We start from the raw sequence: 25,589 nt of genomic DNA on the forward strand, positions 1-25,589 counted from the left end.
ATATGCTTTACTGATAACAGATTAATATGATTAACTCAGTTCAAGAAATAGTCTAGATTATTTACCTGCATTTACAGGATCGTTAGTTAATGGTTGTTCCCCCAGTAAGGTAGTAAGGTTATGTAAATTAAATCGATACTTACCATTACTGAAGTCTCGTGTTGCATCATAGCGTTGGTTAGGTGCATGCATGAGACCGATTAATGTGTCATATAGTAAATCATTTGTAAAGTATTGATGTTCATGCTTAGTAAGTTCCTCTGCAGTTTGAGGATACGCTGCACGATATTGAGGAGATAAATAAATCCAGAATGGAATGTGAGTCATAACAAAGTCAAATGTATCTGGGTTATGAGATTTATCTAAACTTTCACCGTGGTCAGAGAAATAGACCATAGCTTGTAAGTTTAATTTTTCCTTGCCATACGTATAGATTTGTTGTAATAACCAATCAGTATACAGTTGGCTATTAGCATATGCTTCTTGGCCATCTGGATATGGGCCTTGTTTCCATTTACTGAACTCATGAGGGTAACGGTCATTGTAATAAATATGGCTCCCCATGATATGAATAACGATAAAGTTATTTTTCGTAGGATCTACAGATTGTAATAAAGGCAATAATGATTCATCATAGCGGTCAGAGAATGCATATGATTCGTGAGACCATTTTGTGGTATCTGCCGTTTTGGCCATTAGAGAAATGGCTGTATCGTATTCACCAAATACACCTTGGTTACTAAACCAAGAAGTAGTATACCCAGCTTTTTTAGCTACGTCCAAGATATTTGCTGAATCAAGGAATGGTTTATCATCATATTGATTGCGTTCGGATAGAGCGCGTTCTAGAGTTGGTACTGTTTGTACATAGGATGAGTATGCGTTATCAAAGAACACAAAATCTTTGTTATTAGAGCGCATATTACCTTGCCATGGTGTATCGTCATAAGGGAAGTTTGGATTATAAACCTTCATATAATCACGAGAACTAGACTCACCAATTACCAATATGATCGTACCAGGTGTTTTGTTAGCAGAGGTTTCCTTTGTATCTAAATTAAAGGAATCGAAAACTAAATGATGGTTATCATTATATTGTTGCATCTGTTTTACATAATCGCCAGCGGCAATCCAGTTTGCTACAATACATGTTTTAGGGAATAAGAAGAATGGTACATAAACTAAGAATGCTACAATAGACACAATGAGTAATGTGGAGCGCATAGGTCGTGTAGTATTTAAGTTTACCACTGCTTTCATTCCTAGATTAGACCAGTAGAGTAGATACGTCCAAGCTACTAGACCGATACCAACAGCGATAAGACCAGGAATACCAGCAGCATTTTTTAAGAATCCAAAGGCTTCCTCAGGGTTTGTCATATATACTGCTAGTAAACTAGCTGGCGTTAAACAATGCCATGTAGTTAAGTAGTATCCAATTTGTAAGAATGGAATAAGACTTAATATCATGGTAATGATTGCCATGATTAATGATGTGGTTTTATGAAGGCGATTCGTTTGATTTAGTAAGAATTGAATTCCAGATAAGCCCATAAAAATGAGTAGGCCAAATAAGAAGTCATTAGCGAATTCATAGAAATATAAAGGCTTAACATAGGACCAGTGGAAAAGGAGTGGGAATGTAAGAGCCCAAAGAATACCAACTAATCCATATCCTAAAAATGGTCTATGAAAAACGGTACACCCCATAAAGTATTGAAATAAAAAAGTACCTACAATTGTTGGTACTGCTAAAATCGTTATATCTTCAACATCTAGTCCTAGTGTAATAGGTTCATAGATGAAAAATAGAGCTATATATAAAACAATACCAATGATACCAAAGCGAAAGATGGGATTTCTCCCAATTTGCTTTAAATTAGATAACATAATAAATCCCCTCTTGTAGGAATACACAATAAATTTTTTTCATAATATATAATAATTACTATAATAAAGATAGCAGATGACTGTAAAAAAAACAATTATTTGAAAGTACTACTATAAATGCTTTATAATTATATAGTTAAAGTATATTTTCTAAGGATTGGGGTTTATGGGAGATTATAATTATAAGTTAGATGTTTTTGAAGGTCCTTTAGACTTGCTTTTACATCTCATTGAAAAACATAAAATAGAAATCACCGATATTCCTATCGTTGAAATTACGAGTCAATACTTGGAATATTTAGATAATTGGAATCACTTTGATATTCATTATAGTAGTGAGTTTCTTGTAATGGCATCTACCTTATTGCAGATTAAATCGCGTATGTTACTGCCTAAAGCTGAACCTGAGCCAGATGAAGCTGAGGATCCACGTGATGAATTAGTAGCAAAATTAGTAGAGTTTAAGAAAATCAAGGATTTTACAGCTCTATTAATGGAGCGTACAGCTGTTTCTGCCAATATATTTAGTAGACCTGAAGAAACAAGCGTACTTGGATTAGATAATGTATATAATTTAGAACTTTCCCAATTATACGAAATTTTTTATCAAACCTTAAAGCGAGCTAAGGAATTACCTGAAGAGGAACCTATTCGTGAAGTAAAGGTTGAAAAAGACAGTTATAGCTTAGAAGATATGATTCTGTCTTTATCTAGTCGTATACGTCGTGGTGAAAGTTTACACTTTAGAGAGTTATTAGTAGCAATTGAAACAAAAAGTGGTATGGTAACGATCTTTATGGCTGTTTTAGAATTGTTGAAACAACAAATCATGGAAATGCGCTATGAAGAGGATGATATTGTATTCACTGCAGCCTTAGAAGGTACCGTATAGAAAGGGGGCTATATGAGCTTACCAACAATGCATTTAGAGGCCGTATTGTTTTCATCGGCAAAGCCTATATCAATCGATATGCTTGGAGAGGTATTTGGACTTTCAACAGAGGAAGTACAGGACTATATAGAAACATTACAACGTGAGCTTGAAGACCAAAACCGAGGTATCCGATTGAGAGTATCAGGGGCTGGTGTTGAGTTAGTTAGCGCTATGGAAAGCGCTGATTATGTAGGTCATATACGTAAGCGAGAAGATAAATTATCTAATGCAGCGATGGAAACATTAGCTGTTATAGCCTATAAACAACCTATAACTAAAGCTGAAATTGAAGAAATACGCGGTGTAAATAGCGATAAGATTATTAAACAATTACTCACTCGATCTCTTATTGCTGAATTAGGTCATAAAGACACTGTAGGAAGACCTATTCTTTATGGAACAACCGACGAGTTTTTAAGAAGTGCTGGTGTAGAATCTATTGAAGCTTTACATCAAGAAGTTTTGGAAACAGAAGGATAATATGGAACGATTACAAAAATTTATTGCTAGTTGTGGTGTTGCATCACGACGTAAGGCAGAAGAATTAATTACGGAGGGGAAAGTTCAGGTTAATGGCCGCAAGGTAACTGAGCTGGGCGTTAAAATTGACCCTCAAAAAGATAAGGTTAAGGTTAATGGTCAATTATTGGCGCAAGAAAAACCTGTATATTATTTATTAAATAAGCCAAAGGGCGTCATTACATCTGTATCTGACCCTCAAGGTCGAGAAACTGTTTTAGATTATATCAAAAACGAATCTAAACGCATTTATCCTATTGGTCGTCTTGATTTATATACTGAAGGTTTATTATTACTTACCAATGATGGTGAATTAGCACAAAACTTAACACATCCATCTAAAGGTGTAGAAAAAACCTATGAAGTGCGTATCAAAGGTCGCGTTCGCGATGAAGATTTACAAGTCATTGCTAATGGCGTTAAACTTGAAGATGGAATGACAGCACCTGCTACAATTGTAGATTTAGGTTTTGACGATCATAATGGTGTTCATGAAGTAGAGATTACCATCCATGAAGGTCGTAATCGCCAAGTTCGTCGTATGTTTGAACACTTTGGGTACCGCATCCATAATTTAAAACGTATTGCTTATGCAGGTCTCACATTGGGCGGTGTAAAACGTGGTGCTTCTCGTCAACTTACTATTAGAGAGGTAAAAGCACTTAAAGCGTTGGGGACTGATAAGAAATGAAACAAATCATAGTCATTGGTGGTGGTGCGGCAGGTCTTATGGCGGCTGTTATAGCAGGTCGTGAAGGTGCTCGTGTCATATTACTTGAAAAAATGAATATGGTTGGTAAGAAGATGGGCATCACAGGTAAAGGTCGCTGTAATATTACAAATAATGCAGATATGACCGAGTTTATTAAAAATACGCCAGGCAATGGTAAATTTCTTTATGGTGCTTACGAACGCTTTAGTAATGAGGACTTGCTTGAGCTATTACATAGTTGGGGGTTGAAAACTAAGGTAGAACGTGGTGGTCGTGTATTCCCTGAATCTGATTCCGCTTTAGAAGTACGCAATACGTTCATGAAAATCCTTAAAAAGTATAATGTTCAAGTTCATTTGAATGAACCTGTTACATCTATTACTGTAAAAGATGATCGAGTAGTGGGGGTTACAACAGATAAGGAACAATATGCTTGTGATGCTGCTATTATATGTACTGGTGGTGCTTCATATCCTTTAACTGGTTCTACTGGTGATGGATATACTTTAGCTAAGAAAATAGGGCATACCATTACGGATATTAGACCATCGTTGGTGCCAATAGTAACAGAGGAATCATGGGTGAAGGATATTATGGGTCTTAGCCTTCGTAATGTTGAGGTATCCGTTATTTCTAAAAATAAGGTACAGGCTAAGCAATTTGGGGAAATGATGTTTACCCATTTTGGCCTTACGGGTCCTACCATTTTGTCGTTAAGTCATACGGTAGGCAAATTATTGCGTAAGAAAAATCCTCAAATTACAATTGAAATTAATCTTAAGCCTGCATTAACGGCAGAAGTATTAGATAAGCGTTTACAAAAAGATTTTGATCTATATTCTAAGAAACAATTGGCTAATGGCATGAAAGATTTACTGCCGGTAAATCTTATTCCTATTATTATAAAGCTTGCTGAATTAGATTCAAGTAAACCAATTAATCAAATCACAAAAGAAGAACGTTTGCGTTTATGTCATGTATTACAGCATATGACATTAACCGTTAAAGAATTGCGTCCGGTGGCAGAAGCCATTGTTACAGCAGGCGGAATCTCGTTAAAAGAATTTAGTCCAAAAACAATGGAATCTAAATTAGTGAAAGGTTTATATGGTGCCGGTGAGGTATTAGATATTGATGCCTTTACGGGTGGCTATAATTTACAAGCAGCTTTTTCTACTGGTTATGTAGCGGCTATGCATGCTGTACATGGTGATGAAGAATAGAGGTTATTATGAATACTAAAAAAATTGCCATTGCTATTGATGGTCCTGCAGGGGCTGGTAAAAGTAGTATTTCAAAAGAAGTGGCTAATGAGTTGGGTTACTTATATATTGATACAGGCGCTATGTATCGCGGTGTTACGTGGGCGGTTCTTGATAGTAACGTAGATGTTAACAATCAAAAGGATGTAGAGGCATTACTTCCTTCATTAGATTTAACACTAGAGCCTACGGCAAGTGCTTGTAAAGTGTATGTAAAAGGTCAGGATGTAACTGATTTAATTCGACAACAACAAATCAATGAAAATGTATCAACCATTGCTTCTTATAAAGGAGTACGTGAATACTTAGTTGAACGTCAACAAGCAATGGCAGCTATTGGTGGTGTTATTTTAGATGGTCGTGATATAGGTTCTGTTGTATTACCGAATGCAGAATTGAAAATATATTTAACTGCTTCTGTAGATGCACGAGCTAAACGTAGATGGCTTGAAGTTCAAGGTACTTCTAATGAGCAACCATTAGAAGACATTAAAAAGAACGTAGAAAGTCGCGATGAAATGGATAAAAATCGTGATGAATCTCCACTCGTATGTGTTGAGGATGCCATTGTTGTGGATTCTAGTAATATGACATTTGATGAAACAGTGAAACATATATTGCATCTAGTACAGGAGCGAATCTAAGATGAATAAATTTTCTACATGGCTTTGGCGTACTGCTTTTTGGTTGCGTTATAAAGTCGGCTATGGATTAAAGGTATACGGTCGTGATAATTTCCCTATGGAAGGTCCCGTTATTGTTGTACCAAATCATTTGAGTAATAATGATCCACCTATTTGTGGGTATGCATTACCAAGACATGTGCACTTTATGGCAAAGCAGGAGTTATTTGTAAATCCTATTTCTCGATTTTTCTGTACTTGGCTTGGTGCGTTTCCTCTAAACCGTGGAGCCATCGATAAGGTAGCTATACGTCATGCATTAGGTTTATTGAAAGATAATAAGGTGCTAGGTATATTTGCCGAAGGAAATCGACAAAAGAGTGGAAAACTTGGTAGATTCCATGATGGAGCCGCATCCATTGCGTTGCGTACGGGTATTGGCATTACACCAGTTGCGATTATTGGATCTCATAATATGAAGAAAAATCAAGTCGCTTGTATTATTGGTAAACAAGTTCCTGTAAGTAAAGCAAAGCCCACACCGGAAGCAATAAAAGAAGTTAATGATCGTGTGAAAGGTGAAATCCAACGCATGATAGATTCTTATCATGAAAATCGTATAGAGGAGACTTTATGGAAATAATTTTGGCTGAAAACCACGGCTTTTGCTATGGTGTAAAACGAGCTGTTGAAATGGCTGATGAAGCCGCCAATAGTGATGGTAAAAGTTATACATTAGGTCCTATCATTCACAATCCTCAAGTTGTAGGGCGCTTAGAAAGTAAAGGTGTAAGCCCGATCCAAGAGGTTGCTGATATCGATGAAGGAACTATGATTATCAGATCTCATGGTGTAGGTCCTGCTATTTATGCTGAAGCTGAAGAAAAGGGCTTACATATTTTAGATGCTACATGTCCTCATGTAAAAAAAGCGCAACAAGATGCTAAGTCTGTCATTGAAGATGGCATGACATTGGTGATTTTGGGCGAAAAAAACCATCCTGAGGTCAAAAGTATCAATTTATGGGCAAATAATAAAGGAATAATCATTGAAGATGAAGAATCCGCCGAAAAACTACAAATTGTGGAAAAAATGGGTGTTGTTGTACAAACAACCTTTTCACAATTCAAATTTAACAGTATAATAGAGATATTAGAGAAAAAATCTAAGAATCTTAAGATTTTCAAAACGATATGCAATGCAACGCAAGAACGACAGAACTCTGCCGTTGACTTAGCACGTAATGTAGATCTTATGATAGTGATAGGCGGTAAGAACAGCGGCAATACAAACCGATTGGCAGAGGTTTGTCGTGACGTTGGATGTACAACATATCACATTGAAACTTCTACTGAATTACAACTGGAATGGTTTAACCGAGTACAGACGGTAGGAGTTACAGCAGGAGCATCGACTCCCGACTGGATTATTAAGGAGGTCATTGAGACAATGAAAGATTTTGCAGAATTATTAGCAGCAGAAGGTCAAGAAGAATTTAAGAAAGGGAACGTTGTAGAAGGTACAGTAGTTCAAGTTGAAGATGAACGCGCATATGTATCTTTTGGCTACAAAACTGAAGCCATTTTGAACAGAACTGAAATTTCTTATCCAGCACCAGAATCTGCCAAAGATGTGTTGAAAAATGGTGATGAAATTAAAGCAGTTATCATGAACCACATCAAAGAAGATAATCCTATTTATCTTTCCATGACTCGCTTGGCTAAAGATGAAGATTGGCAATATGTTATCGAAGCACAAGAAAAAGATGAAGCTATCGTATGTAAAGGTATTGATGCTATCCCAGCAGGTTTGGTAGTAACAGTTAAATCCCTTCGTGGTTTCATTCCATTGTCCCAAGGTGATGTTCATTTCGTAAAATCCTTGGACAACTTGGTTGGTACAGAATTCGAAGCTAAAGTACTTGAAATCGACGAAAAGAAAAACCGTTTGGTTCTTTCCCGTCGTGCAGTATTGGAAGTAGAACGTCAAGCTAAATTAGCTGAAGCATTGAAAAACATCAACGTTGGCGACAACTATAAAGGTATCGTTCGTAAAATCATGCCTTATGGTGCTTTCGTAGATATCGGCGGTATTGAAGGTTTACTTCACATTTCCGACATTTCTTGGCAAAAAATCAAAAAAGTGGAAGATGTTCTTTCCGTTGGTCAAGAAATCGAAGTTAAATTACAATCCTTCGACGCTGAAAGCAACAAATTATCCTTGTCCTTAAAAGCTTTATCTAAGAGCCCATGGGACGTAGCTGAAGAAACATTGCACGTTGGCGATGTTATCAACGGTAAAGTTGTTCGTTTGGTAGCTTATGGTGCATTCGTAGCTGTTAACGACGACATCCAAGGTTTACTTCACATTTCTCAAATTACAAAACAACGTAATGCGAAAGTTGAAGATTACTTAAACCGTGGTCAAGAAGTTGAAGTTAAAATCATTTCTCTTAACAAAGATGAAAAGAAATTGGGCTTGGCTTTAACTGAATTGATGGAAGCAAAAGAAACTGCAGAAGACGCTGAATAATTCATTGTCTAATATAAAGGCTAACCAAGGTTTCCTTGGTTAGCCTTTTTGCGTACTATACGTAGAATATGATAAAATATAGTAATGTATTAGATTAGATAATGAGGTGAAACCATGGCAAAACCATTAGTGGCCGTTGTAGGTCGTCCAAATGTAGGGAAATCTACACTTTTTAATGCCATTGTTAATAAACGGATCTCTATCGTTGAAGATATCCCTGGTGTAACACGGGATCGTATTTACTTTGACGCAGAGTGGTTAAATCGTGAATTTACAATGATCGATACTGGCGGTATCGAATTTATTACAGATAATAGTCATGTTATTCCTAAGATGATGCGATTACAAGCTGAATTGGCTATTGAAGAGGCAGATGTAATCTTATTTGTTGTAGATGGTAAACAAGGTATTGTACCTGCTGATGAAGAGGTTGCTAATATCTTACGTGCTAGCGGTAAACCTGTAGTATTAGTTGTTAACAAAATTGACAGTGTTAATCAGGAACCTAATATTTATGAATTCTACAATCTTGGCTTAGGCGATCCTATCGGTATCTCCGCTAAGAACTTAATGAATTTAGGTGACTTACTAGATGATACGGTTAAACATTTCCCTCCAGTTGGGACAAATGTTGATGACGAAGATACTATTCATGTAGCCGTTATTGGTCGTCCTAATGTAGGCAAATCTTCTTTGACTAATGCCTTATTGGGTCAAGACCGTGTAATTGTATCTGATGTAGCGGGCACAACACGTGACTCTATCGATACATATTGGACTCATGGCGATCAAAAATTTGTTCTTATTGATACAGCAGGTATGCGTCGTAAGTCTAAAATCGAAGAAGCTGTTGAACGATATAGTATTGTTCGTTCCTTGCGTTCTGTAGACCGTTCAGATATCGTCGTTCTTGTCCTTGATGCTCAAGATGGCGTTACAGAACAAGATAAGAAAATTGCTGGCTATGCTTATGAAGCAGGCAAGGGTGTAATTATTGTTGTTAATAAATGGGATCTTATTGAAAAAGATGACAAAACAACATTGCGCTTTACTGAAGATATTTATGATGAATTAGGTTTCTTGCAATTTGCTCCAATTCTATTTGCTTCAGCACTTACAAAACAACGTATACATCGTTTAGCAGATATGCTTAAGTTTGTATCTGAACAACAATATCGTCGCGTGTCTACAGGTACATTAAATCAATTGTTACAAGATGCTCAAACAGTAAATCCTGTACCTTCTCGTAATGGCAGAATTCCAAAAATTTACTATATGACGCAAGCTAGTGTTAAACCACCTACATTTATTTTGTTTGTAAATGAACCAGAGTTAATTCACTTCTCATATATGCGTTTCTTAGAAAATCGATTGCGTGAGTCCTTCGGTTTTGAAGGCACACCAATTCGTTTAGTATTGCGTGGTAAGAAACGAGATGATGAAGACTAATGGATATTATGATTATTGTATATGCTGTGTTGGCATACCTTATTGGTTCAATTCCTAGTGGCCTAATTATTGGCAAGACCTTCTTTAATACAGATGTACGTCAATATGGTTCTAAAAATATTGGTGCTACTAATACGTATCGCGTTATAGGTCTAAAAGCTGCACTATCAGTATTTCTCTGTGATGCTTTAAAAGGGGCAGCTGGGGTTGTATTGTTGTCCTCTTATGGTCCTATGTATATGATTTTAGGTGGCATCCTTGCTATGATGGGTCATAACTGGTCTATTTTCTTAGGCTTTAAAGGTGGTCGTGGGGTAGCTACAGGACTAGGTGTTCTAATTGCTTTATCACCATTAGTGGCTTTGATTGCCTTCTTGGTATGGGGCGTAATAGTCTATTTTACTAAGCTCGTATCACTAGGATCTATTATAGCGGCAGCTTTAGTACCAATTTTAATGTACTTTACAGGTGAATCTTATTGGTTCGTAGGCTTTGGCGCTTTGGCAGCTTTATTTGTCATTGTTCGACATTGGGATAATATTAAACGTTTACTAGCAGGTAATGAGTTAAAAGTAGAACGTATCAAAAAGGATTAATTTATGAATGTTGTTGTTGTCGGCTCTGGTAGCTGGGGTACTGCTCTTGCTATTAAATCCGTATTAGCTGGAAATACTACAACTTTATATTGTCGACGCCCAGAATTTGCTAAACAATTAGCAAAAGATTTAGAGAATAAAGAGTACTTACCAGGTGTAACATTACCAAAGGAATTACTATATAGCTCAGATCTTGCTACTTGTATCAAAGCGGCTGATATCGTTCTAATGGTTACACCGTCTGTACATGTACGCACTAGTTTAGAGGCTCTTAAACCATATGCGCATAAAGAACAATCCTATATACTTTGCTCAAAAGGTGTAGAACGTACTACTGGTAAGTTATTGACTACAGTTATGCGAGAGGTTCTAGGTCCTATAGGTTGTAATCTTGCAGTTTTATCTGGTCCAAATCATGCAGAGGAAATCGGTCGTGATTTGCCCGCTGCCTCTGTATTGAGTACAGAAAATCTTGAAGTGGCCACTAGGTTACAGAAAACATTATGTAGTCAAAACTTTAGAATTTATGCAAATACAGATATTACCGGTGTTGAATTAGCTGGGGCAACGAAGAATATTATTGCTCTTGCCGCAGGGATTGTTGATGGATTGAAGTTAGGTGATAACTGTAAAGCCTTACTCTTAACTCGTGGTTTACATGAGATGACTCGCTTTGGTGTAGCCTTGGGGGCACAAAAGGAAACCTATGCTGGTCTTGCTGGTATGGGTGATTTGATTGCCACTTGTATGAGTCCTCATGGACGTAATAGAGCCGCTGGTCAACAATTAGCAGATGGAAAAACAATGGACTATATCATTAATCATACGAATATGGTTGTAGAAGGCTTCTTTGCTACCGACATTGTTTATAAGATGGCTTGTGAACATCATATTGAAATGCCTATAACTAAGGCTTTATATGAAGTCTTATATGAAGAAAAATCTCCAGCTTTGGCATTAGCTGAATTGATGGGACGAGATATTAAAATTGAAGTATCATAAATAAAAGATACTTTTAATTTGGTTATTTATATACTATAATTAATGAGTATAATCTTGTGAGGGTTGTATGCGAATTATTGGCGGAACTGCAAAGGGACATACTATAAAAGCACCTAAAGGGGTAGATACAAGACCTACACTTGATCGTGTTCGTGAAAGTGTGTTTAATGTATTATCTAATAGAGGTATATTTGGTACTCGTGTATTAGATATATTTTCTGGTACAGGTGCAGTAGCTATTGAAGCCTTAAGTCGTGGTGCAGCACATGCAGTAGCGGTAGACTTTAAAACAGGAAAATTGATTTTAGAGAATGCTAAACACTGCCATGTGGAAGATCGGTTAGAAATCATTCCGAGGAAACTTTCACAATTAAAAAACTATATAATGGGACAACAGTTCGATTATATTTTTTCTGATCCACCATATGAAAATGGATTTATACAAGACACCATAGATTTGGTTGTGACCTATGATTTATTAAAGCCTGACGGTGTTTTACTATTAGAACACCACAAGGATGAGGCCTTTACCTTGCCTGAATCATGGGAGTGTATAAAAGAACAGAAATTTGGTTATACGATGGTTTCCTATTTTGTAAACACAGCTGAAAGGAGCTAAACCTGTGCGTATAGGTGTGTGTCCGGGTAGTTTTGACCCAGTTACAAATGGACATGTTGATATTTTTGAACGCGGCAGTCGATTAGTTGATAAATTAATCATTGCTGTTAGCTCTAATCCGAATAAAAATTCCTTGTTTACCATGGAAGAACGGGTTGAGATGATTCGAAATTCTGTCAAACATATTCCTAATGTTGAGATTGATTGTACAGGCGGTTTGCTTAACGAATATGTTAAATCTAAGAATGCTACTATAATCATTCGTGGTTTGCGCGCGTTAAGTGACTTTGAATATGAATTTCAACGTGCGTTGTTTGCAAAATATTTGGATGATGATATTGAAACTGTATTTATTATGACTAATAATAAATACTCTTTCGTCAGCTCCACAGGTATTCGTGAACTTGCAAAATTTGGCGGTAAGCTAGATGGGTTAGTTCCGGATGATGTTAAGGAAAAACTTGAAGAACGCTTTAATACGGTCCATAATAAATAGGGGTGAATTGTATGAAAACAGAAAAATTATTAGAAGATTTAGAGGTTCTTATTGAATCTAGCAGCCGTATTCCTATGACTACAAAACGTATGGTTGAGGAAGACGAAATTATGCGTATTATTGATTCTATTCAAGAGTCCTTACCATTGGAACTTGAAGAGTCTCGTCGTATTGTAGCTGATAAAGATAAAGTATTAGCTGATGCTCAACGTCAAGCTGAAACTTTAATTGATCAAGCAAAAGACTACATTGCTAAATTAACTGCTGAAAGCGAACTTGTAAAACAAGCGCAAGAACAAGCCAATCAAATTATCAATGCAGCTAACCAATCCTCTGAAGAATTGAAATCTAGCTCTATTCAATATGCTGGTGATGTTCTTAAATATGTGGAAAACAACTTAGAGAAAACATTGGAAAGCTTACGTCAAAATCGTGAAAGTTTGAAACAAACTGAACAACGTACAGAAGAAAACCAATAATATAAATAAAAAAGAAGCGAAGGATTTCCTTCGCTTCTTTTTTTATTCAGTATAATTATCGGGTTTTTTAGGCTCTACAATCATTGTTTGATGAGTATTAAAAATAACAAATCCAAGAGGAGACCCAGGTGGTTTTTTGATATTTTTAATATATGTGTAGTCTACAGGTACCTTACTAGTTTCACGAGCCTTACTAAAATATGCTGCATATTGAGCAACCTTAGATAAAATCATATCATCAGGTTCTACATTAAGTCTTAATATGAGGTGAGAACCCTGAATATCTTGAGTGTGGAACCAAATATCGGTTGGTTTTGCAAATCGATGGGTTAAATATTCGTTTTGTTGATTGTTACGACCAATAAATATTTCACCTTCATCAATGGTTAAATGAATGTAATTCGATTTACCTAGTTTATAAGATAGGGGCTTTTTGGATTTTTTTATAATGCCCGCATCCATACATTCTTTTCGAATTTCTTCTAAGCTTTCACGGGTAGTGGCTAATGAAATACTATATAAAATCGATTTGAGATATTCAAGTTTTGTAGTACTAGCATTAAGTTGATATTCACCGCTGACCATACGATTTTTTAATTTTGTATAGAGCTTATAATACCATTGTCCGTTTTCTACAATCGTAAGATTTGGTTTTAAAGGGATTGTTAATAACTCTCCATCTTCAGAAAGAAGATTTGGTAATTGAATAGAAGGTTCATACTGTACTTGTAAGTGAGCATTGATCATTAAGATATCACCATACAGTTTATAGGTATCCATTTTATTAGTATCATCTAATTCATCTTTGATCTTTTGATGACGGATTTCTTCTTTTTTGATGGCTGCTGTTAAAATCTTTTCTAGTTCCTTATCAGCAGTGTGAATAGATTTTGTATTGTGAATCGATTCTTCTAGAGCCTCTGAAATCGTACTATATTCTTTTAGTACTTTGTAATTGTGTAACGTAAAGGTGGCGTGTGCTTTTTTATTATTCTCATTAAGTAATGCAAGTAACCCATTACTTTCTTTTAGTTTTTCTTTTAGATCATATAATGCCTTCGCCAATTCATCTACTTGAGAGGAATTTAGATCAGTAATTAATTCATCGCCACTAAGATTTGAAGACCATAGTACTTCATCTAATAAGGGTTTGCCAAAGCCGTTAAAGATAGCTCGTATAGATTGTTGTACATTACCATTACCAAAGGAAGTCAGTAGATTTCTTATTTCTTCATAATCGAAGTCCATCAAACTTACACGATTAGCATTTGGTGGTAATTCATAGTCAAGCTTAGGACTAATAGACCGTTCACGATTCATTAAAGGGGATACGTGAATTAAGGATTCTAAAATGACTCCATCTTGCACAAAGATACAGTTTGAATATTTGCCCATTAATTCTACATAGATAAATGTACTTGTAATAGATCCATCCATTTCAAGCTTATCCGTTTGGATACACATGATTCGGTCCCCATTAATTTGTTCCACCTTTACAATGCGGCTACCTTCAATATGTTTACGTAAAAACATACATAGTGAACTTGGTTCTTTTGGTAAATCCTGGAGCGGTTTACTAAGATACATTGCAGGGGTTGCACCAACGGTAACAATCAAGTTTTGATCTTCGTTAAGGGCTCGAATTTTAAATAGTAATGTAGTTTTATCTATTTGATATAATTTTTGTATTTGACCTGTTTGTAATCGCTCGTTTAATTCTTTAGCGAGAACAGACATGGTAAGTCCGTCTAAATTCATAGTACTCCTTTCAATTTTATTTAGAAGTATAGTTTAGTATAACATAATGTACATATAATTCTTAGTATTTAAACACGGAATGTATAATTCGTGGTACAATAATAAAAACTGCTAAGGAGGATATCACATGAAAAGTATGACCGGTTTTGGTTCTGGCACGGCAACCAAAGATGGCATTACCTGCACGGTAGAAATAAAGTCCGTAAATGCGCGATTTCTTGATTTATTTATACGTAGTCCAAAGCAAATAAACCCTTTTGAAACTATTATTCGCGGATTAGTACAGGATCGAATTACCCGCGGTAAGGTTGAAGTATCGGTTTCTATTCAAGATGCAGGGGAGAGACCAAAAACTTTTACCATAAATAGTGTATTGAGAAAACAGATACAAGAATTACTTGTTCAAGAAGAGTTTTATGATGATCCTAAAAAGGTACCTTTACAAGCCGTTAATTCTGTTTCTAACGAATGGATACAACAACAAGATACACCGATTGCAGAAGATGTTCTTTCAGAAATAGTAAAAGAATCTACAACTCAAGCATTAGATGCTCTAATAGCAATGCGTACGGTAGAAGGTAAACATATTGAACAAGATTTATTATCACGTATCTCTACATTAGAAAATGTCATCAAACATATTGATGAGAATAAGGCGGGAGCCGTAGAAGCATATCGCGAGCATATAAAAGGTAAAATTCAAGAGTACTTAGTTTCTTTGGAAGCGAGTATAAGTGAAGATCGTTTTTTGCAGGAAATAGCTTTACTGGCTGATAAGACTGATATTACGGAAGAGATTGTCCGATTCACCTCACATGTGGTACAATTAAAAAACACACTTGTAGATGAGAATTCCATCGGTCGTAAGGTGGATTTTATTTTGCAAGAAATGAATCGTGAAGTGAATACAATTGGTTCCAAAGCTATGGATTCAAGTATTACAGAGTTTGTGGTTCAACTTAAATGTGAGTTAGAAAAAATTAGAGAACAAGTACAGAATGTAGAGTAATAGGAGGTCCATAAATGAGTATTCAATTATTGAATATAGGCTTTGGTAATATGGTATCTGCTAACCGTGTTATGGCTATCATTAGTCCTGAATCTGCGCCAATTAAACGTATGGTTCAAGATGCACGTGATAAGGGCCTACTCATTGATGCTACATATGGTCGTAAGACTCGTGCTGTATTAGTTATGGATAGTGGTCAAATTGTATTATCTGCAATTCAACCAGAAACCGTAGCACATCGACTTGTGCAATATGATGTAGACGAAGATACAGTAGAATCATAGGAGTACATATGTCAGACAGAGGATTATTAATCGTTATATCCGGGCCATCTGGCGCAGGTAAAGGTACGATTTGTGCGAATATTCGAAAAGAAATGCCTAATCTAGTTTATTCCGTTTCTATGACAACACGGGCACCACGTGTTGGTGAAGTGGAAGGGGTCAATTATTTCTTTCGCTCAAAAGAAGAGTTTGAATCTCTATTAAGTGAAGATGCTTTTTTAGAATATGCAAAAGTATATGATAATTACTACGGTACACCGAAACAACATGTAATGGATTTATTAGATGAAGGTAAAAGTGTACTGTTAGAAATTGATATTCAAGGTGCTATGCAGGTTAAGGAACGTTTTAGTGATGCTGTATTTATTTATATTGTACCGCCATCCTTAACTGAATTATCTGAACGATTACATAATCGTGGTACTGATGCAAAAGAGGTTATTGATAAAAGATTGTCACTAGCTTGTTCTGAATTGGCATTAGCACATCGATATGACTATATCGTTGTAAATGATGATTTAGCAGATGCATCTGAAAGAGTAGCGTCAATTTTGCGTGCAGAAGCTTGCAAGATTAGTCGTAATAAAGAACAAATACAATATATTTATAAACAGTATCAAGAGTCTAAGGAGAAGTGATAGTATGATGGTAAAACCTCCATTGAAAAAATTGGAAAGTCAAGTTGATAGCAAATATACTTTGGTAACATTAGCAGCTAAACGCGCTCGTGAATTAACAGATGGCGAACCATGCTTAGCTGAATCTACACATGCTACTGACAAGCCTGTATCCTTGGCATTCTATGAAATTGCCGAAGGTGAAGTGACTTATAAACGCACTAAAGAAGGCATTAAATAAGATGAATCAATTCCTTGTATCCTTGATACAAGGAATTTTTAAAAGGAGAAGAACATGCGCGGAAAACATATCATTGTCGCTGTATCTGCAGGTATTGCAGCGTATAAGGCAATTGAAGTAGTAAGCCGACTTCGTAAAAAAGGTGCTGAAGTAAAGGTTGTTATGACTGAAAACTCCACTCATATAGCTTCACCACTTACATTTGGTGAAATTAGTGGACATCCTGTAGCTATCGACATGTTTGAACAAGTACACCAATGGGATGTGGAGCATATTGCATTAGCAACATGGGCAGATGCATATGTGGTTGTACCTGCCACAGCAAATGTGATTGGCAAAATCTATGCTGGTATTGCAGATGATATGCTAACAACAACAATAATGGCTACTACGGCGCCAAAATATCTTTGTCCTGCTATGAATACAGAAATGTATAATAATCCCATTACGCAACGAAATTTAGAGGGATTACAGGCTTTGGGGTACCATATTATGGAACCGGCTGAAGGTTGGCTAGCCTGTGGTATCACTGGTGTAGGACGCCTACCAGAGCCTGAAGCCATTGTAGAATGGCTTGAATCGCAGATGTGCAAATCTAATGAGCTTGAAGGTACCACAGTACTTGTTACCGCTGGTGGTACGCAAGAAAACATCGATCCTGTTCGTTATATTGGCAATCGTTCTAGCGGCAAGATGGGGTACGCCATTGCTGAACAAGCAGCACGCATGGGGGCTAATGTTATTTTAGTTAGTGCTCCTACATCTTTAGCTGCACCAAGTGGCGTAGATTTCGTTCCTGTTGATTCTGCTTTATCTATGCAAGAAGCTGTTGAATCTCGATATGATACGGTAGATGTAGTCATTATGGCGGCTGCAGTATCTGACTTTAGAGTTCTTCACAAAGCAGAGCAAAAAATAAAAAAAATGGAGTCTATGACATTAGAACTTGTTAAGAATCCAGATATCCTACAAGGTTTAGGTGCTAAAAAGAAACATCAAATTCTTGTGGGGTTTGCAGCAGAAACAGAACATGTAATCGAGTATGGTCAAGATAAGGTAGCTAGAAAAAATCTAGATATGCTTGTAGCCAATGACGTAAGTAAGTCTAATGCTGGTTTTAATGTAGATACAAATGAAGGCTACTTCTTATATCCTAATAAAGATCCAAAAGAAATGCCGAATATGAAAAAATCTGAATTGGCCCATAATATTATGAAAGAAGTTGTGGAATTAGTAAAAAATAAATAACACCATACATGAGAGAATCTTATGTTTGTAGTTTGTAATTGATAGAAAGATATGTAATAATGACTTGCTTTATCAATGCAAATACACTATAATATTTCTGTAACTCATCAAGAGTAGTGGAGGGATAGGCCCTGTGAAGCTACAGCAACCATTCCAAGAGGAAAAGGTGCTAATTCCTATGACAAATGTCGTTAGATGGGAGGGTCTCTCATGAGTACATGAGAGGCTTTTTTTCGTATTAGGAGGATAAAATGGCTGAAAAACATATGTTTTTTACTTCTGAATCTGTTACTGAAGGCCATCCAGATAAAATAGCTGACCAAATTTCTGATGCTGTTTTGGATGCGATTATTGAAAAAGATCCAACTGCTCGTGTAGCTTGTGAAACTTTAGTTACTACGGGTCTAGTTCATGTAGTAGGTGAAATCTCTACAAATACTTATGTGGATATTCCTCGCATCGTACGTGATACTGTTCGAGATATCGGCTATACACGTGCTAAATTTGGTTTTGACTGCGATACTTGTGGTGTACTAGTTTCTATCGATGAACAATCTGCTGATATCGCTATGGGCGTTGATGAAGCTCTTGAATCTAAAGATGGTAATGGTGAAGCACTAGATAAAATTGGTGCTGGTGACCAAGGTATGATGTTTGGTTATGCATCTAATGAAACACCTGAACTTATGCCTATGCCTATTTCTTTAGCTCATCGTTTATCCCGTCGTCTTACAGAAGTTCGTAAAGATGGCACTTTAACATACCTTCGTCCAGATGGTAAAACGCAAGTTACTGTTGAGTATGTTGATGGTAAACCAAAACGTATTGATACAATCGTTATTTCTACACAGCATAGCCCTGAAGTAACTCAAGAACAAATTAAAGCTGATTTAAAACGCTTTGTTATCGACGCAGCGTTGCCTGCTGAATTTGTTGATGATAATACAAAATACTTCATCAACCCAACTGGTCGTTTCGTAATCGGTGGTCCTCATGGTGATGCTGGTTTGACTGGCCGTAAAATCATCGTAGATACTTATGGCGGTATGGCTCGTCATGGCGGCGGTGCGTTCTCTGGTAAAGATCCATCTAAGGTAGACCGCTCTGCAGCATATGCTGCTCGTTATGTTGCTAAAAACGTTGTTGCAGCAGGTCTTGCTGATAAATGTGAAGTACAAGTTGCTTACGCAATCGGCGTTGCTCATCCTGTATCTATCTTAGTTGATACTTTTGGTACAGGTCATATTGAGGAAACTAAAATTCAAGAACTCGTTAAGAAACATTTCGACCTTCGTCCAGCAGGTATTATTGAAATGCTTGATTTGTTAAAACCTCATTATCGCAAAACTGCAGCATATGGTCACTTCGGTAGAACTGATGTAGATTTACCTTGGGAACGTACTGACAAAGCAGCAATTTTAAAAGCTGAAGCTGGCTTATAATACAAAAGGTCTTAGTAGAATTTCTACTGAGACCTTTTATAATAAATGAAAGGAAATAGTGTATGCGTGTCGCACAAGTTATTATTAATAGACCTGCTAAACAACTTCATAAACCATTAAGCTACTTAATGCCTGAAAAGTTTGGGAATGTCTTACCTGGCACACGTGTACTTATTCCTTTAGGCAATAGTCGTGAAGAGGGTATTCTAATTGGTTATGAAGAATTATTAGAACCCCCTGAATTTAAATTACGAAATATTGTTCAAGTATTAGACAATGAACCGTGGTTTACGCCTGAAATGATGGATACTGCACGTCGTTTAAATGAATATTATTTATTCTCTTATGGCGATGCATTACGTTTGTTTACAGTTAATAAAACTCTTAAATCCTATGAAGCGCCTAAGGAAGAATGGCTTGTTGTTACGCCGGCCTTTTCTGTAGAACAATTTAGTGAGCGAAAAAAGAAGCAACGAGAGTTAGCCAAATATTTACTTGAAGTAGGCGGTGCATCAAAAGCTTTATTATTGGCCAAAGGATTTTCCCGTATGGTCATTAAACAAGTGAGTGAAGCTCAGGGGATTACCATTGAATCTAGATTTAAAGCTACAAAGACTACCTTTGATGAACTGTTTACAGAAGAAGTCAATATACCATTAACTGATGCACAACAAGCGGTATATGAGCCTATTCAAGAGGCGATGAATTCACATCAACATAAAACCTTTTTATTGCATGGTGTAACAGGTAGTGGGAAAACGCAACTGTATTTAAAAGCCACAGCACGCTGTATAAGTCAAGATAAGACAGCTATTATACTGGTTCCAGAAATTATTTTGACAGATCAAATAGTACGGCGCTTTGTAGAAACCTTTGGTGATGAAGTTGTAGTATTTCATAGTAAATTGACGGTCCAACAACGCAATAATAACTGGGAGCGTTTACGTCGTAAGGATAGTCATATTATTATTGGTGCCCGATCAGCAGTTTTTGCTCCAGCAGAGGATATTGGTCTTATCGTAGTCGATGAAGAGCATGATACATCTTATAAGCAGGAGGATATGGTTCGTTACCATGCCCGCAACGTTGCCTTATGGCGTGGAGAAGCACATGGTTGTCCTGTTATATTAGGCTCTGCTACACCAGCTGTTACTTCTTATTATAAAGCTAAGCAAGGGGAGTATCAGTTGCTAGAGTTGCCGCACCGTATTTTTGAACAACCCATGCCAAAGGTAACGATTGTTGATATGAAGGAAGAAATTCTTCATGGTAACTATTCTGTTTTTTCTGATGCTATGAGTAGCTTGATTCAAAAAACATTGAATGAACATAATCAAATGATTATTCTTTTGAATAGACGTGGTTATAATACCTTTGTTATGTGTAGAGATTGTGGGGAAACCATTATGTGTCCACATTGTGATGTGGCCATGGTGTATCACCAGGCTGGTGAGGAATTACGTTGTCATTATTGTGAACATCATGAACCAATTCCTACAGTATGCCCAAAATGTCATAGCAAACGTATTAAGTTCTTTGGCTCAGGCACACAAAAGGTTGAAGAAGAATTACGACGGCACTTTAAATCTGCACGTATTGCTCGACTTGATCAAGATGTAACAAAGAATAAGCAATTAGCAGAAGATATTTTACATGATTTTGGGGCCCATAAATATGATATTTTATTGGGAACTCAAATGGTATCAAAAGGGCATGACTTTAAAGATGTAACAGCTGTTGGTATTTTAACGGCTGATTCCGTTTTAAATATTCCTGTATATACTGCATCTGAACGAACTTTTGATCTGCTTACCCAGACTTCTGGTAGGGCTGGTCGAGGTGATAAAACGGGCAGTGTTGTTATACAAACATATAATCCTTTAAATTATGCTATAATAAAGAGTAAGGCTCATGATTATGTAGGCTTTTACAATGAAGAAATTCAAAATCGTAAAGCCTTAGGATATCCTCCATTTAGAGAGATGATACATATGGTAGTGCGTCATCAGAATATGGACACCTTGGAGACCATTGCTAATCGCATTGTAAGCGATTTAGAGGCTCATAAAGATAATAGCGATATTCTCATCAATGGTCCTTATGAAGCAAGTATTAAAAAGGTACGGGATATGTATCGTTTAGCGATTATGATTCGCGGTACCGATTTAACAAATTTAAAAGAATATATATATAATTCGTGGATCTTCACACAAGAAGGACTTTTGATTGATGTAGATCCAGTTTAGTATAGGAGTATAAATGGCAGTATTAGACGTTGTGAAAGCAGGTCATCCCGTTTTAAAACAAATTGCGGAACCTGTAGAACATGTTAATAAAAAACTTAGAGCCCTTATCGATGATATGGCTGAAACAATGTATGAAACCGAAGGCGTTGGACTGGCTGCACCTCAAGTAGCTGTATCTAAACGAATTATCGTCGTAGATGATCATGCTGGTAGTGGTCTCATTGCCTTAATTAATCCTGAAATTACTCATGCTGAAGGTTCTCAAGTGGGCCCAGAAGGATGTTTGAGTGTACCTGGTTATTTTGGCGATGTTGAAAGATTCGATAAAATCACTGTTAAAGGTATTGACCCTCATAATAAAAAAGTAACAATTAAAGCTGAAGGATTCTTGGCACGTATTTTCCAACATGAAATCGATCATTTAGAAGGTCATTTATTCATAGAAAAAGCGACAAACTTACGATTGATTGCAGATCATCCAGAGGAGAAAGAAATTGTCTAATCAAAAACAATTGCGCGTCGTATTTATGGGGACACCAGACTTTTCCGTTCCTACTTTAGAAGCATTAATTAAGGCTGGGCACTCTATAGTTGGTGTATACTGTCAGCCTGATAAACAAAAAGGTCGCGGTAAACAAGTTCAAATGCCACCTGTAAAAGTGGCAGCGCTTGAACATAATTTACCTGTGTTCCAACCTGTCACATTACGTGATGAACAAGTACAAGCAGAACTTGAAGCGTTAAATCCAGATGTAGTAGTGGTTATTGCATACGGTAAAATTTTACCGTCATGGCTTATTCGCTTACCTCAATATGGATGTATTAACGTCCATGCATCTATCTTGCCTAAGTATAGAGGGGCTGCACCGATTCATTATGCTATTTTAAATGGGGATACTAAAACAGGTGTTACCATTATGCATATGGATGATGGTCTTGATACTGGTGATATCATCGATGTCGTAGAGACCGATATTTTACCTGGTGAAACGACAGGTCAATTATTTGAACGTATGGCGGTGCTTGGTGGAGAAACTATTGTTCCCGTATTAAATCGTTGGGTTAATGGAGAAATTGTGGCAACTCCACAAGACGATACAATGGCTACACATACTGCCAAAATTACAAAAGAAATGGGGCAGATCGACTGGTCTAAGCCTGCTAATGAAATTGCAAATCTCATTAGAGGACTTAACCCAGCTCCTGGATGTTATACATATCTCGATGGAAAACGTTTAAAAGTATGGTCTGGAGAGGTGGTTCCTAGTGATACGACTCACTGTTTGATAGATGTTCATGGTAAACATGTACCAATTGCTATATCAGCCACAACTGTGCCTGGTACAATCGTATCTAAAATAGCCGGGTTAGGTGTATTTTGTGGTGATGGAAATATAATTCTATTAACAGAAGTACAACCAGAAAATAAAAAGCGTATTTCTGCTACCGATTTTATTAATGGACATCAGATAAAGGAAGGTATCGTTTTTGGAGACTCAATGTAAGCAGTACGAAACGTATCCGTTATACCTGATATTATCATCAATTACATGTACTTTAATTACAGCCATAATCGGATTTTTAATGTATGTGTTAGAACCGGGGCTTTCACAATTACATCCTATTGCACCCATAATAAGTACAGTCGTTTTTTCTGTATGTATTTGTGTCATATGGTTATTGTGCTTATCCTTAATTATTGCTAGTTTCGGTATAATACGGTTACATCCTATTGTTTTAAGGCTAGCCAATCAGTTTATATATGGATTATTTCCATTATCCTTATTGATTGGTAAAGTGAGAGGGGTTACTAAGGATCAATTGCGTCAATCTATGATTGATTTGATTAATCATCTCGTGATGCTAGATATGTATACGGTTGATCCAAAACGCATATTGTTATTAACACCGCATTGTTTACAGGAAAGCTCTTGTGTTCATAAGGTTACACATGATGTATATAATTGTAAGCAGTGTGGTAGATGCCAGGTTGGAGGTTTATTACAAGTTGCCAAAGATTATGGCTGTCAATTTATAGTTGTAACAGGTGGTACATTAGCGCGAATGAAGGTAAAAGAAGCAAGGCCTAAGGCTATTGTAGCCATTGCTTGTGAACGTGATTTAGCAAGTGGTATGGCCGATGTATTTCCTATACCTGTCATTGGTGTTTTAAATGAAAGACCTAATGGACCATGTTGCAATACTACAGTGGATCCTGAACGAGTTCGTGCAGCAGTTGAACAATTAATTGGTAGGAAAAACGATGACTGAAGTAAAAAGTTATGAACAACAAAATATTCGATTGCTCGCAGTGAAAGCTTTGAGTGATATTAATCGTAATGGTGCTTATGCGAATATTAAGTTACAGGAGTATTTACAGAAATATCATCTATCCGATTTAGACAGACGATTTTTTACTGAGTTGGTATATGGTGTTATTCGTAGAAAAAATTATCTTGATGCCATTATTATTCACTTTGCAAAACGACCTCTCAAGAAATTATCTTCAATGGTTGTAGAAATTCTTAGACTAGGTATTTACCAAATTATCTATATGGATAAGGTACCTGAAAGTGCAGCTGTCAATGAATCTGTTAAATTGGCTAAAAAGTTAACTAGAGGTTTATCTGGTTTTGTAAATGCAGTGTTACGTTCCGTTTTGCGTGAAAGTGATAGTATTTCTATTGGTGAACTTGCTAAATCTGAGGCTGAAGAAATTTCTTTCATTTATAATCAACCATTATGGCTGGTTAATTTATGGATGAATGAAATGGGTAAGGATAAGACTATAGATCTTTGCGCTTGGTTTAATGAACAACCTAGATTGACGGCACGTATCAATACGATAAAAATATCTATTGAGGATTGCCTAAAAGAATTACAAGATTTAGGTTGGACCGTTGAGCAGGATACATATATTCCAGAAGTAGTTTATATTAATGCGCATCAAGGCCATTTAGAAAAAGCAAAACCTGTTATCGATGGGCACATTACCTTTATGGATAAAGCATCTATGTTAGTGGCCCATGTAGTAAATCCGCAGCCAGGAGAGCGCATATTAGATTGTTGTGCTGCGCCAGGTGGTAAGTCTATGCATATGGCAAGCCTCATGAATAATACAGGCGCTATTATGAGTTGTGATATATACGATCATAAATTAGACCTTATGAATCACAATGCTCAGCGATTGGGCGTATCTATTGTTTCTACTAAGCTCCAAGATGGTCGTTATTTACCTGATAATTGGAAGGAACAATTCGATCGTGTCTTAGTTGATGCACCATGTTCTGGACTTGGCATTTTACAAAAAAAATTAGATATGCGTTGGAGAAAAACAGAATCCTTACTTACTGAATTGCCTCCATTACAGCTTGAAATATTAGAAAAAGCCGCTGAAATGGTCAAAGTTAACGGATATTTAGTATATTCTACATGTACGATCAATAGCGGTGAAAATGAGGATGTATTGGAAAAATTCTTAGCAACTCATAAGAACTTTGTTATTGACCCTGTATCCTATGAAGGATTACCACCATCTACCGATGGTATGATTACAACATATCCACCGCGAGATCATATGGATGGATTCTTCATGGCTCGTATGAAGCGCATATCATAATAATAGAAATGG

26 protein-coding genes and 1 riboswitch are annotated in these 25,589 nt (G+C 36.6%); of the genes, 24 read left to right on the plus strand and 2 right to left on the minus strand.

Going from position 1 to position 25,589, the window contains the following annotated elements; translation table 11 throughout:
• Positions 1 to 57: 57 nt before the first annotated feature.
• Entirely contained in the window at positions 58 to 1,890 is a 1,833-nt protein-coding gene (locus VRHSUH10_RS01140; protein WP_105089123.1) for a phosphoethanolamine transferase, read from the minus strand.
• Between the two features lie 166 nt (positions 1,891 to 2,056).
• On the opposite strand from VRHSUH10_RS01140, the gene VRHSUH10_RS01145 reads away from it, so the two are divergent.
• From VRHSUH10_RS01145 to VRHSUH10_RS01205, 13 genes are all read left to right on the plus strand, one after another.
• Positions 2,057 to 2,782, plus strand: coding sequence for a ScpA family protein (locus VRHSUH10_RS01145; RefSeq protein WP_105089124.1), 726 nt, complete (start codon positions 2,057 to 2,059; stop codon positions 2,780 to 2,782).
• Positions 2,783 to 2,794: 12 nt separating this feature from the next.
• On the plus strand, positions 2,795 to 3,304 hold the full coding sequence (scpB, locus tag VRHSUH10_RS01150; RefSeq protein WP_105089125.1) for an SMC-Scp complex subunit ScpB: 510 nt from the start codon (positions 2,795 to 2,797) through the stop codon (positions 3,302 to 3,304).
• A gap of 1 nt (position 3,305) precedes the next feature.
• Positions 3,306 to 4,034 carry a pseudouridine synthase gene (locus VRHSUH10_RS01155; RefSeq protein ID WP_005386768.1) on the plus strand — a complete coding sequence of 243 codons (729 nt, stop codon included), beginning with the start codon at positions 3,306 to 3,308 and terminating at the stop codon, positions 4,032 to 4,034.
• A complete protein-coding gene (locus tag VRHSUH10_RS01160; protein WP_105089126.1) occupies positions 4,031 to 5,278 on the plus strand; it encodes an NAD(P)/FAD-dependent oxidoreductase in 1,248 nt (415 codons plus the stop codon). Before VRHSUH10_RS01155 ends, VRHSUH10_RS01160 begins: the two co-directional genes overlap by 4 nt.
• An 8-nt stretch (positions 5,279 to 5,286) precedes the next feature.
• Positions 5,287 to 5,961, plus strand: coding sequence for a (d)CMP kinase (cmk, locus tag VRHSUH10_RS01165; protein ID WP_105089127.1), 675 nt, complete (start codon positions 5,287 to 5,289; stop codon positions 5,959 to 5,961).
• 1 nt (position 5,962) lies between these two features.
• Entirely contained in the window at positions 5,963 to 6,583 is a 621-nt protein-coding gene (locus tag VRHSUH10_RS01170; protein ID WP_105089128.1) for a 1-acyl-sn-glycerol-3-phosphate acyltransferase, read from the plus strand.
• The gene (locus VRHSUH10_RS01175) at positions 6,574 to 8,472 is read left to right on the plus strand and encodes a bifunctional 4-hydroxy-3-methylbut-2-enyl diphosphate reductase/30S ribosomal protein S1 (RefSeq protein WP_105089129.1); all 1,899 of its coding nucleotides are present in this window, start codon (positions 6,574 to 6,576) and stop codon (positions 8,470 to 8,472) included. The genes VRHSUH10_RS01170 and VRHSUH10_RS01175 overlap by 10 nt, the downstream gene beginning before the upstream one ends.
• A gap of 114 nt (positions 8,473 to 8,586) precedes the next feature.
• Positions 8,587 to 9,921, plus strand: a complete 1,335-nt coding sequence (gene der, locus VRHSUH10_RS01180) for a ribosome biogenesis GTPase Der (RefSeq protein WP_005386761.1) — start codon at positions 8,587 to 8,589, stop codon at positions 9,919 to 9,921.
• Positions 9,921 to 10,517, plus strand: a complete 597-nt coding sequence (gene plsY / locus VRHSUH10_RS01185; RefSeq protein ID WP_105089130.1) for a glycerol-3-phosphate 1-O-acyltransferase PlsY — start codon at positions 9,921 to 9,923, stop codon at positions 10,515 to 10,517. Before der ends, plsY begins: the two co-directional genes overlap by 1 nt.
• Positions 10,518 to 10,520: 3 nt before the next feature.
• Positions 10,521 to 11,519: an NAD(P)H-dependent glycerol-3-phosphate dehydrogenase gene (locus tag VRHSUH10_RS01190; protein ID WP_105089131.1), complete on the plus strand. Its 999-nt coding sequence runs from the start codon at positions 10,521 to 10,523 to the stop codon at positions 11,517 to 11,519.
• A 67-nt stretch (positions 11,520 to 11,586) separates the two neighbouring features.
• Entirely contained in the window at positions 11,587 to 12,138 is a 552-nt protein-coding gene (rsmD, locus tag VRHSUH10_RS01195) for a 16S rRNA (guanine(966)-N(2))-methyltransferase RsmD (RefSeq protein WP_105089132.1), read from the plus strand.
• Positions 12,139 to 12,142: 4 nt separating this feature from the next.
• Positions 12,143 to 12,634, plus strand: a complete 492-nt coding sequence (gene coaD, locus VRHSUH10_RS01200; RefSeq protein WP_005386757.1) for a pantetheine-phosphate adenylyltransferase — start codon at positions 12,143 to 12,145, stop codon at positions 12,632 to 12,634.
• 11 nt (positions 12,635 to 12,645) lie between these two features.
• A complete protein-coding gene (locus VRHSUH10_RS01205) occupies positions 12,646 to 13,113 on the plus strand; it encodes a hypothetical protein (RefSeq protein WP_005386756.1) in 468 nt (155 codons plus the stop codon).
• 42 nt (positions 13,114 to 13,155) lie between these two features.
• Here VRHSUH10_RS01205 and VRHSUH10_RS01210 read toward each other — a convergent pair whose 3' ends face one another.
• Entirely contained in the window at positions 13,156 to 14,871 is a 1,716-nt protein-coding gene (locus VRHSUH10_RS01210; protein ID WP_105089133.1) for an NFACT family protein, read from the minus strand.
• Positions 14,872 to 14,998: 127 nt separating this feature from the next.
• On the opposite strand from VRHSUH10_RS01210, the gene VRHSUH10_RS01215 reads away from it, so the two are divergent.
• From VRHSUH10_RS01215 to rsmB, 11 genes are all read left to right on the plus strand, one after another.
• Positions 14,999 to 15,880 carry a YicC/YloC family endoribonuclease gene (locus VRHSUH10_RS01215; protein ID WP_005386754.1) on the plus strand — a complete coding sequence of 294 codons (882 nt, stop codon included), beginning with the start codon at positions 14,999 to 15,001 and terminating at the stop codon, positions 15,878 to 15,880.
• Positions 15,881 to 15,894: 14 nt separating this feature from the next.
• Positions 15,895 to 16,164, plus strand: coding sequence for an extracellular matrix/biofilm regulator RemA (gene remA, locus VRHSUH10_RS01220; RefSeq protein ID WP_005386753.1), 270 nt, complete (start codon positions 15,895 to 15,897; stop codon positions 16,162 to 16,164).
• A gap of 8 nt (positions 16,165 to 16,172) precedes the next feature.
• On the plus strand, positions 16,173 to 16,802 hold the full coding sequence (gmk, locus tag VRHSUH10_RS01225) for a guanylate kinase (RefSeq protein WP_105089134.1): 630 nt from the start codon (positions 16,173 to 16,175) through the stop codon (positions 16,800 to 16,802).
• Between the two features lie 4 nt (positions 16,803 to 16,806).
• Positions 16,807 to 17,022 carry a DNA-directed RNA polymerase subunit omega gene (gene rpoZ, locus VRHSUH10_RS01230; RefSeq protein ID WP_004695660.1) on the plus strand — a complete coding sequence of 72 codons (216 nt, stop codon included), beginning with the start codon at positions 16,807 to 16,809 and terminating at the stop codon, positions 17,020 to 17,022.
• A 54-nt stretch (positions 17,023 to 17,076) separates the two neighbouring features.
• On the plus strand, positions 17,077 to 18,270 hold the full coding sequence (coaBC, locus tag VRHSUH10_RS01235) for a bifunctional phosphopantothenoylcysteine decarboxylase/phosphopantothenate--cysteine ligase CoaBC (RefSeq protein WP_105089135.1): 1,194 nt from the start codon (positions 17,077 to 17,079) through the stop codon (positions 18,268 to 18,270).
• A gap of 101 nt (positions 18,271 to 18,371) precedes the next feature.
• Positions 18,372 to 18,472: riboswitch (SAM riboswitch) on the plus strand.
• A 49-nt stretch (positions 18,473 to 18,521) separates the two neighbouring features.
• Positions 18,522 to 19,712, plus strand: coding sequence for a methionine adenosyltransferase (gene metK / locus VRHSUH10_RS01240; protein ID WP_105089136.1), 1,191 nt, complete (start codon positions 18,522 to 18,524; stop codon positions 19,710 to 19,712).
• Positions 19,713 to 19,774: 62 nt separating this feature from the next.
• On the plus strand, positions 19,775 to 21,958 hold the full coding sequence (priA, locus tag VRHSUH10_RS01245; RefSeq protein ID WP_105089137.1) for a primosomal protein N': 2,184 nt from the start codon (positions 19,775 to 19,777) through the stop codon (positions 21,956 to 21,958).
• Positions 21,959 to 21,971: 13 nt separating this feature from the next.
• Positions 21,972 to 22,460 (plus strand): peptide deformylase, encoded by a 489-nt coding sequence (def, locus tag VRHSUH10_RS01250; protein WP_105089138.1) that lies wholly within the window; start codon positions 21,972 to 21,974, stop codon positions 22,458 to 22,460.
• A complete protein-coding gene (gene fmt, locus VRHSUH10_RS01255) occupies positions 22,453 to 23,463 on the plus strand; it encodes a methionyl-tRNA formyltransferase (RefSeq protein WP_105089139.1) in 1,011 nt (336 codons plus the stop codon). The genes def and fmt overlap by 8 nt, the downstream gene beginning before the upstream one ends.
• Positions 23,447 to 24,229 carry a DUF116 domain-containing protein gene (locus VRHSUH10_RS09595; protein ID WP_105089140.1) on the plus strand — a complete coding sequence of 261 codons (783 nt, stop codon included), beginning with the start codon at positions 23,447 to 23,449 and terminating at the stop codon, positions 24,227 to 24,229. Before fmt ends, VRHSUH10_RS09595 begins: the two co-directional genes overlap by 17 nt.
• On the plus strand, positions 24,222 to 25,577 hold the full coding sequence (gene rsmB / locus VRHSUH10_RS01265) for a 16S rRNA (cytosine(967)-C(5))-methyltransferase RsmB (protein ID WP_105089141.1): 1,356 nt from the start codon (positions 24,222 to 24,224) through the stop codon (positions 25,575 to 25,577). The genes VRHSUH10_RS09595 and rsmB overlap by 8 nt, the downstream gene beginning before the upstream one ends.
• Positions 25,578 to 25,589 lie beyond the last annotated feature (12 nt).

Source organism: Veillonella sp. T11011-6 (assembly GCF_002959755.1).
Lineage (GTDB): Bacteria > Bacillota > Negativicutes > Veillonellales > Veillonellaceae > Veillonella.

Bases quoted from the DNA above. Each gene is read 5' to 3' on its own strand.
- VRHSUH10_RS01140 (WP_105089123.1), bottom strand. From the start codon at position 1,890: ATGTTATCTAATTTAAAGCAAATTGGGAGAAATCCCATCTTTCGCTTT.
- VRHSUH10_RS01145 (WP_105089124.1), top strand. From the start codon at position 2,057: ATGGGAGATTATAATTATAAGTTAGATGTTTTTGAAGGTCCTTTAGAC.
- scpB (WP_105089125.1), top strand. From the start codon at position 2,795: ATGAGCTTACCAACAATGCATTTAGAGGCCGTATTGTTTTCATCGGCA.
- VRHSUH10_RS01155 (WP_005386768.1), top strand. From the start codon at position 3,306: ATGGAACGATTACAAAAATTTATTGCTAGTTGTGGTGTTGCATCACGA.
- VRHSUH10_RS01160 (WP_105089126.1), top strand. From the start codon at position 4,031: ATGAAACAAATCATAGTCATTGGTGGTGGTGCGGCAGGTCTTATGGCG.
- cmk (WP_105089127.1), top strand. From the start codon at position 5,287: ATGAATACTAAAAAAATTGCCATTGCTATTGATGGTCCTGCAGGGGCT.
- VRHSUH10_RS01170 (WP_105089128.1), top strand. From the start codon at position 5,963: ATGAATAAATTTTCTACATGGCTTTGGCGTACTGCTTTTTGGTTGCGT.
- VRHSUH10_RS01175 (WP_105089129.1), top strand. From the start codon at position 6,574: ATGGAAATAATTTTGGCTGAAAACCACGGCTTTTGCTATGGTGTAAAA.
- der (WP_005386761.1), top strand. From the start codon at position 8,587: ATGGCAAAACCATTAGTGGCCGTTGTAGGTCGTCCAAATGTAGGGAAA.
- plsY (WP_105089130.1), top strand. From the start codon at position 9,921: ATGGATATTATGATTATTGTATATGCTGTGTTGGCATACCTTATTGGT.
- VRHSUH10_RS01190 (WP_105089131.1), top strand. From the start codon at position 10,521: ATGAATGTTGTTGTTGTCGGCTCTGGTAGCTGGGGTACTGCTCTTGCT.
- rsmD (WP_105089132.1), top strand. From the start codon at position 11,587: ATGCGAATTATTGGCGGAACTGCAAAGGGACATACTATAAAAGCACCT.
- VRHSUH10_RS01205 (WP_005386756.1), top strand. From the start codon at position 12,646: ATGAAAACAGAAAAATTATTAGAAGATTTAGAGGTTCTTATTGAATCT.
- VRHSUH10_RS01210 (WP_105089133.1), bottom strand. From the start codon at position 14,871: ATGAATTTAGACGGACTTACCATGTCTGTTCTCGCTAAAGAATTAAAC.
- VRHSUH10_RS01215 (WP_005386754.1), top strand. From the start codon at position 14,999: ATGAAAAGTATGACCGGTTTTGGTTCTGGCACGGCAACCAAAGATGGC.
- remA (WP_005386753.1), top strand. From the start codon at position 15,895: ATGAGTATTCAATTATTGAATATAGGCTTTGGTAATATGGTATCTGCT.
- gmk (WP_105089134.1), top strand. From the start codon at position 16,173: ATGTCAGACAGAGGATTATTAATCGTTATATCCGGGCCATCTGGCGCA.
- rpoZ (WP_004695660.1), top strand. From the start codon at position 16,807: ATGATGGTAAAACCTCCATTGAAAAAATTGGAAAGTCAAGTTGATAGC.
- coaBC (WP_105089135.1), top strand. From the start codon at position 17,077: ATGCGCGGAAAACATATCATTGTCGCTGTATCTGCAGGTATTGCAGCG.
- metK (WP_105089136.1), top strand. From the start codon at position 18,522: ATGGCTGAAAAACATATGTTTTTTACTTCTGAATCTGTTACTGAAGGC.
- priA (WP_105089137.1), top strand. From the start codon at position 19,775: ATGCGTGTCGCACAAGTTATTATTAATAGACCTGCTAAACAACTTCAT.
- def (WP_105089138.1), top strand. From the start codon at position 21,972: ATGGCAGTATTAGACGTTGTGAAAGCAGGTCATCCCGTTTTAAAACAA.
- rsmB (WP_105089141.1), top strand. From the start codon at position 24,222: ATGACTGAAGTAAAAAGTTATGAACAACAAAATATTCGATTGCTCGCA.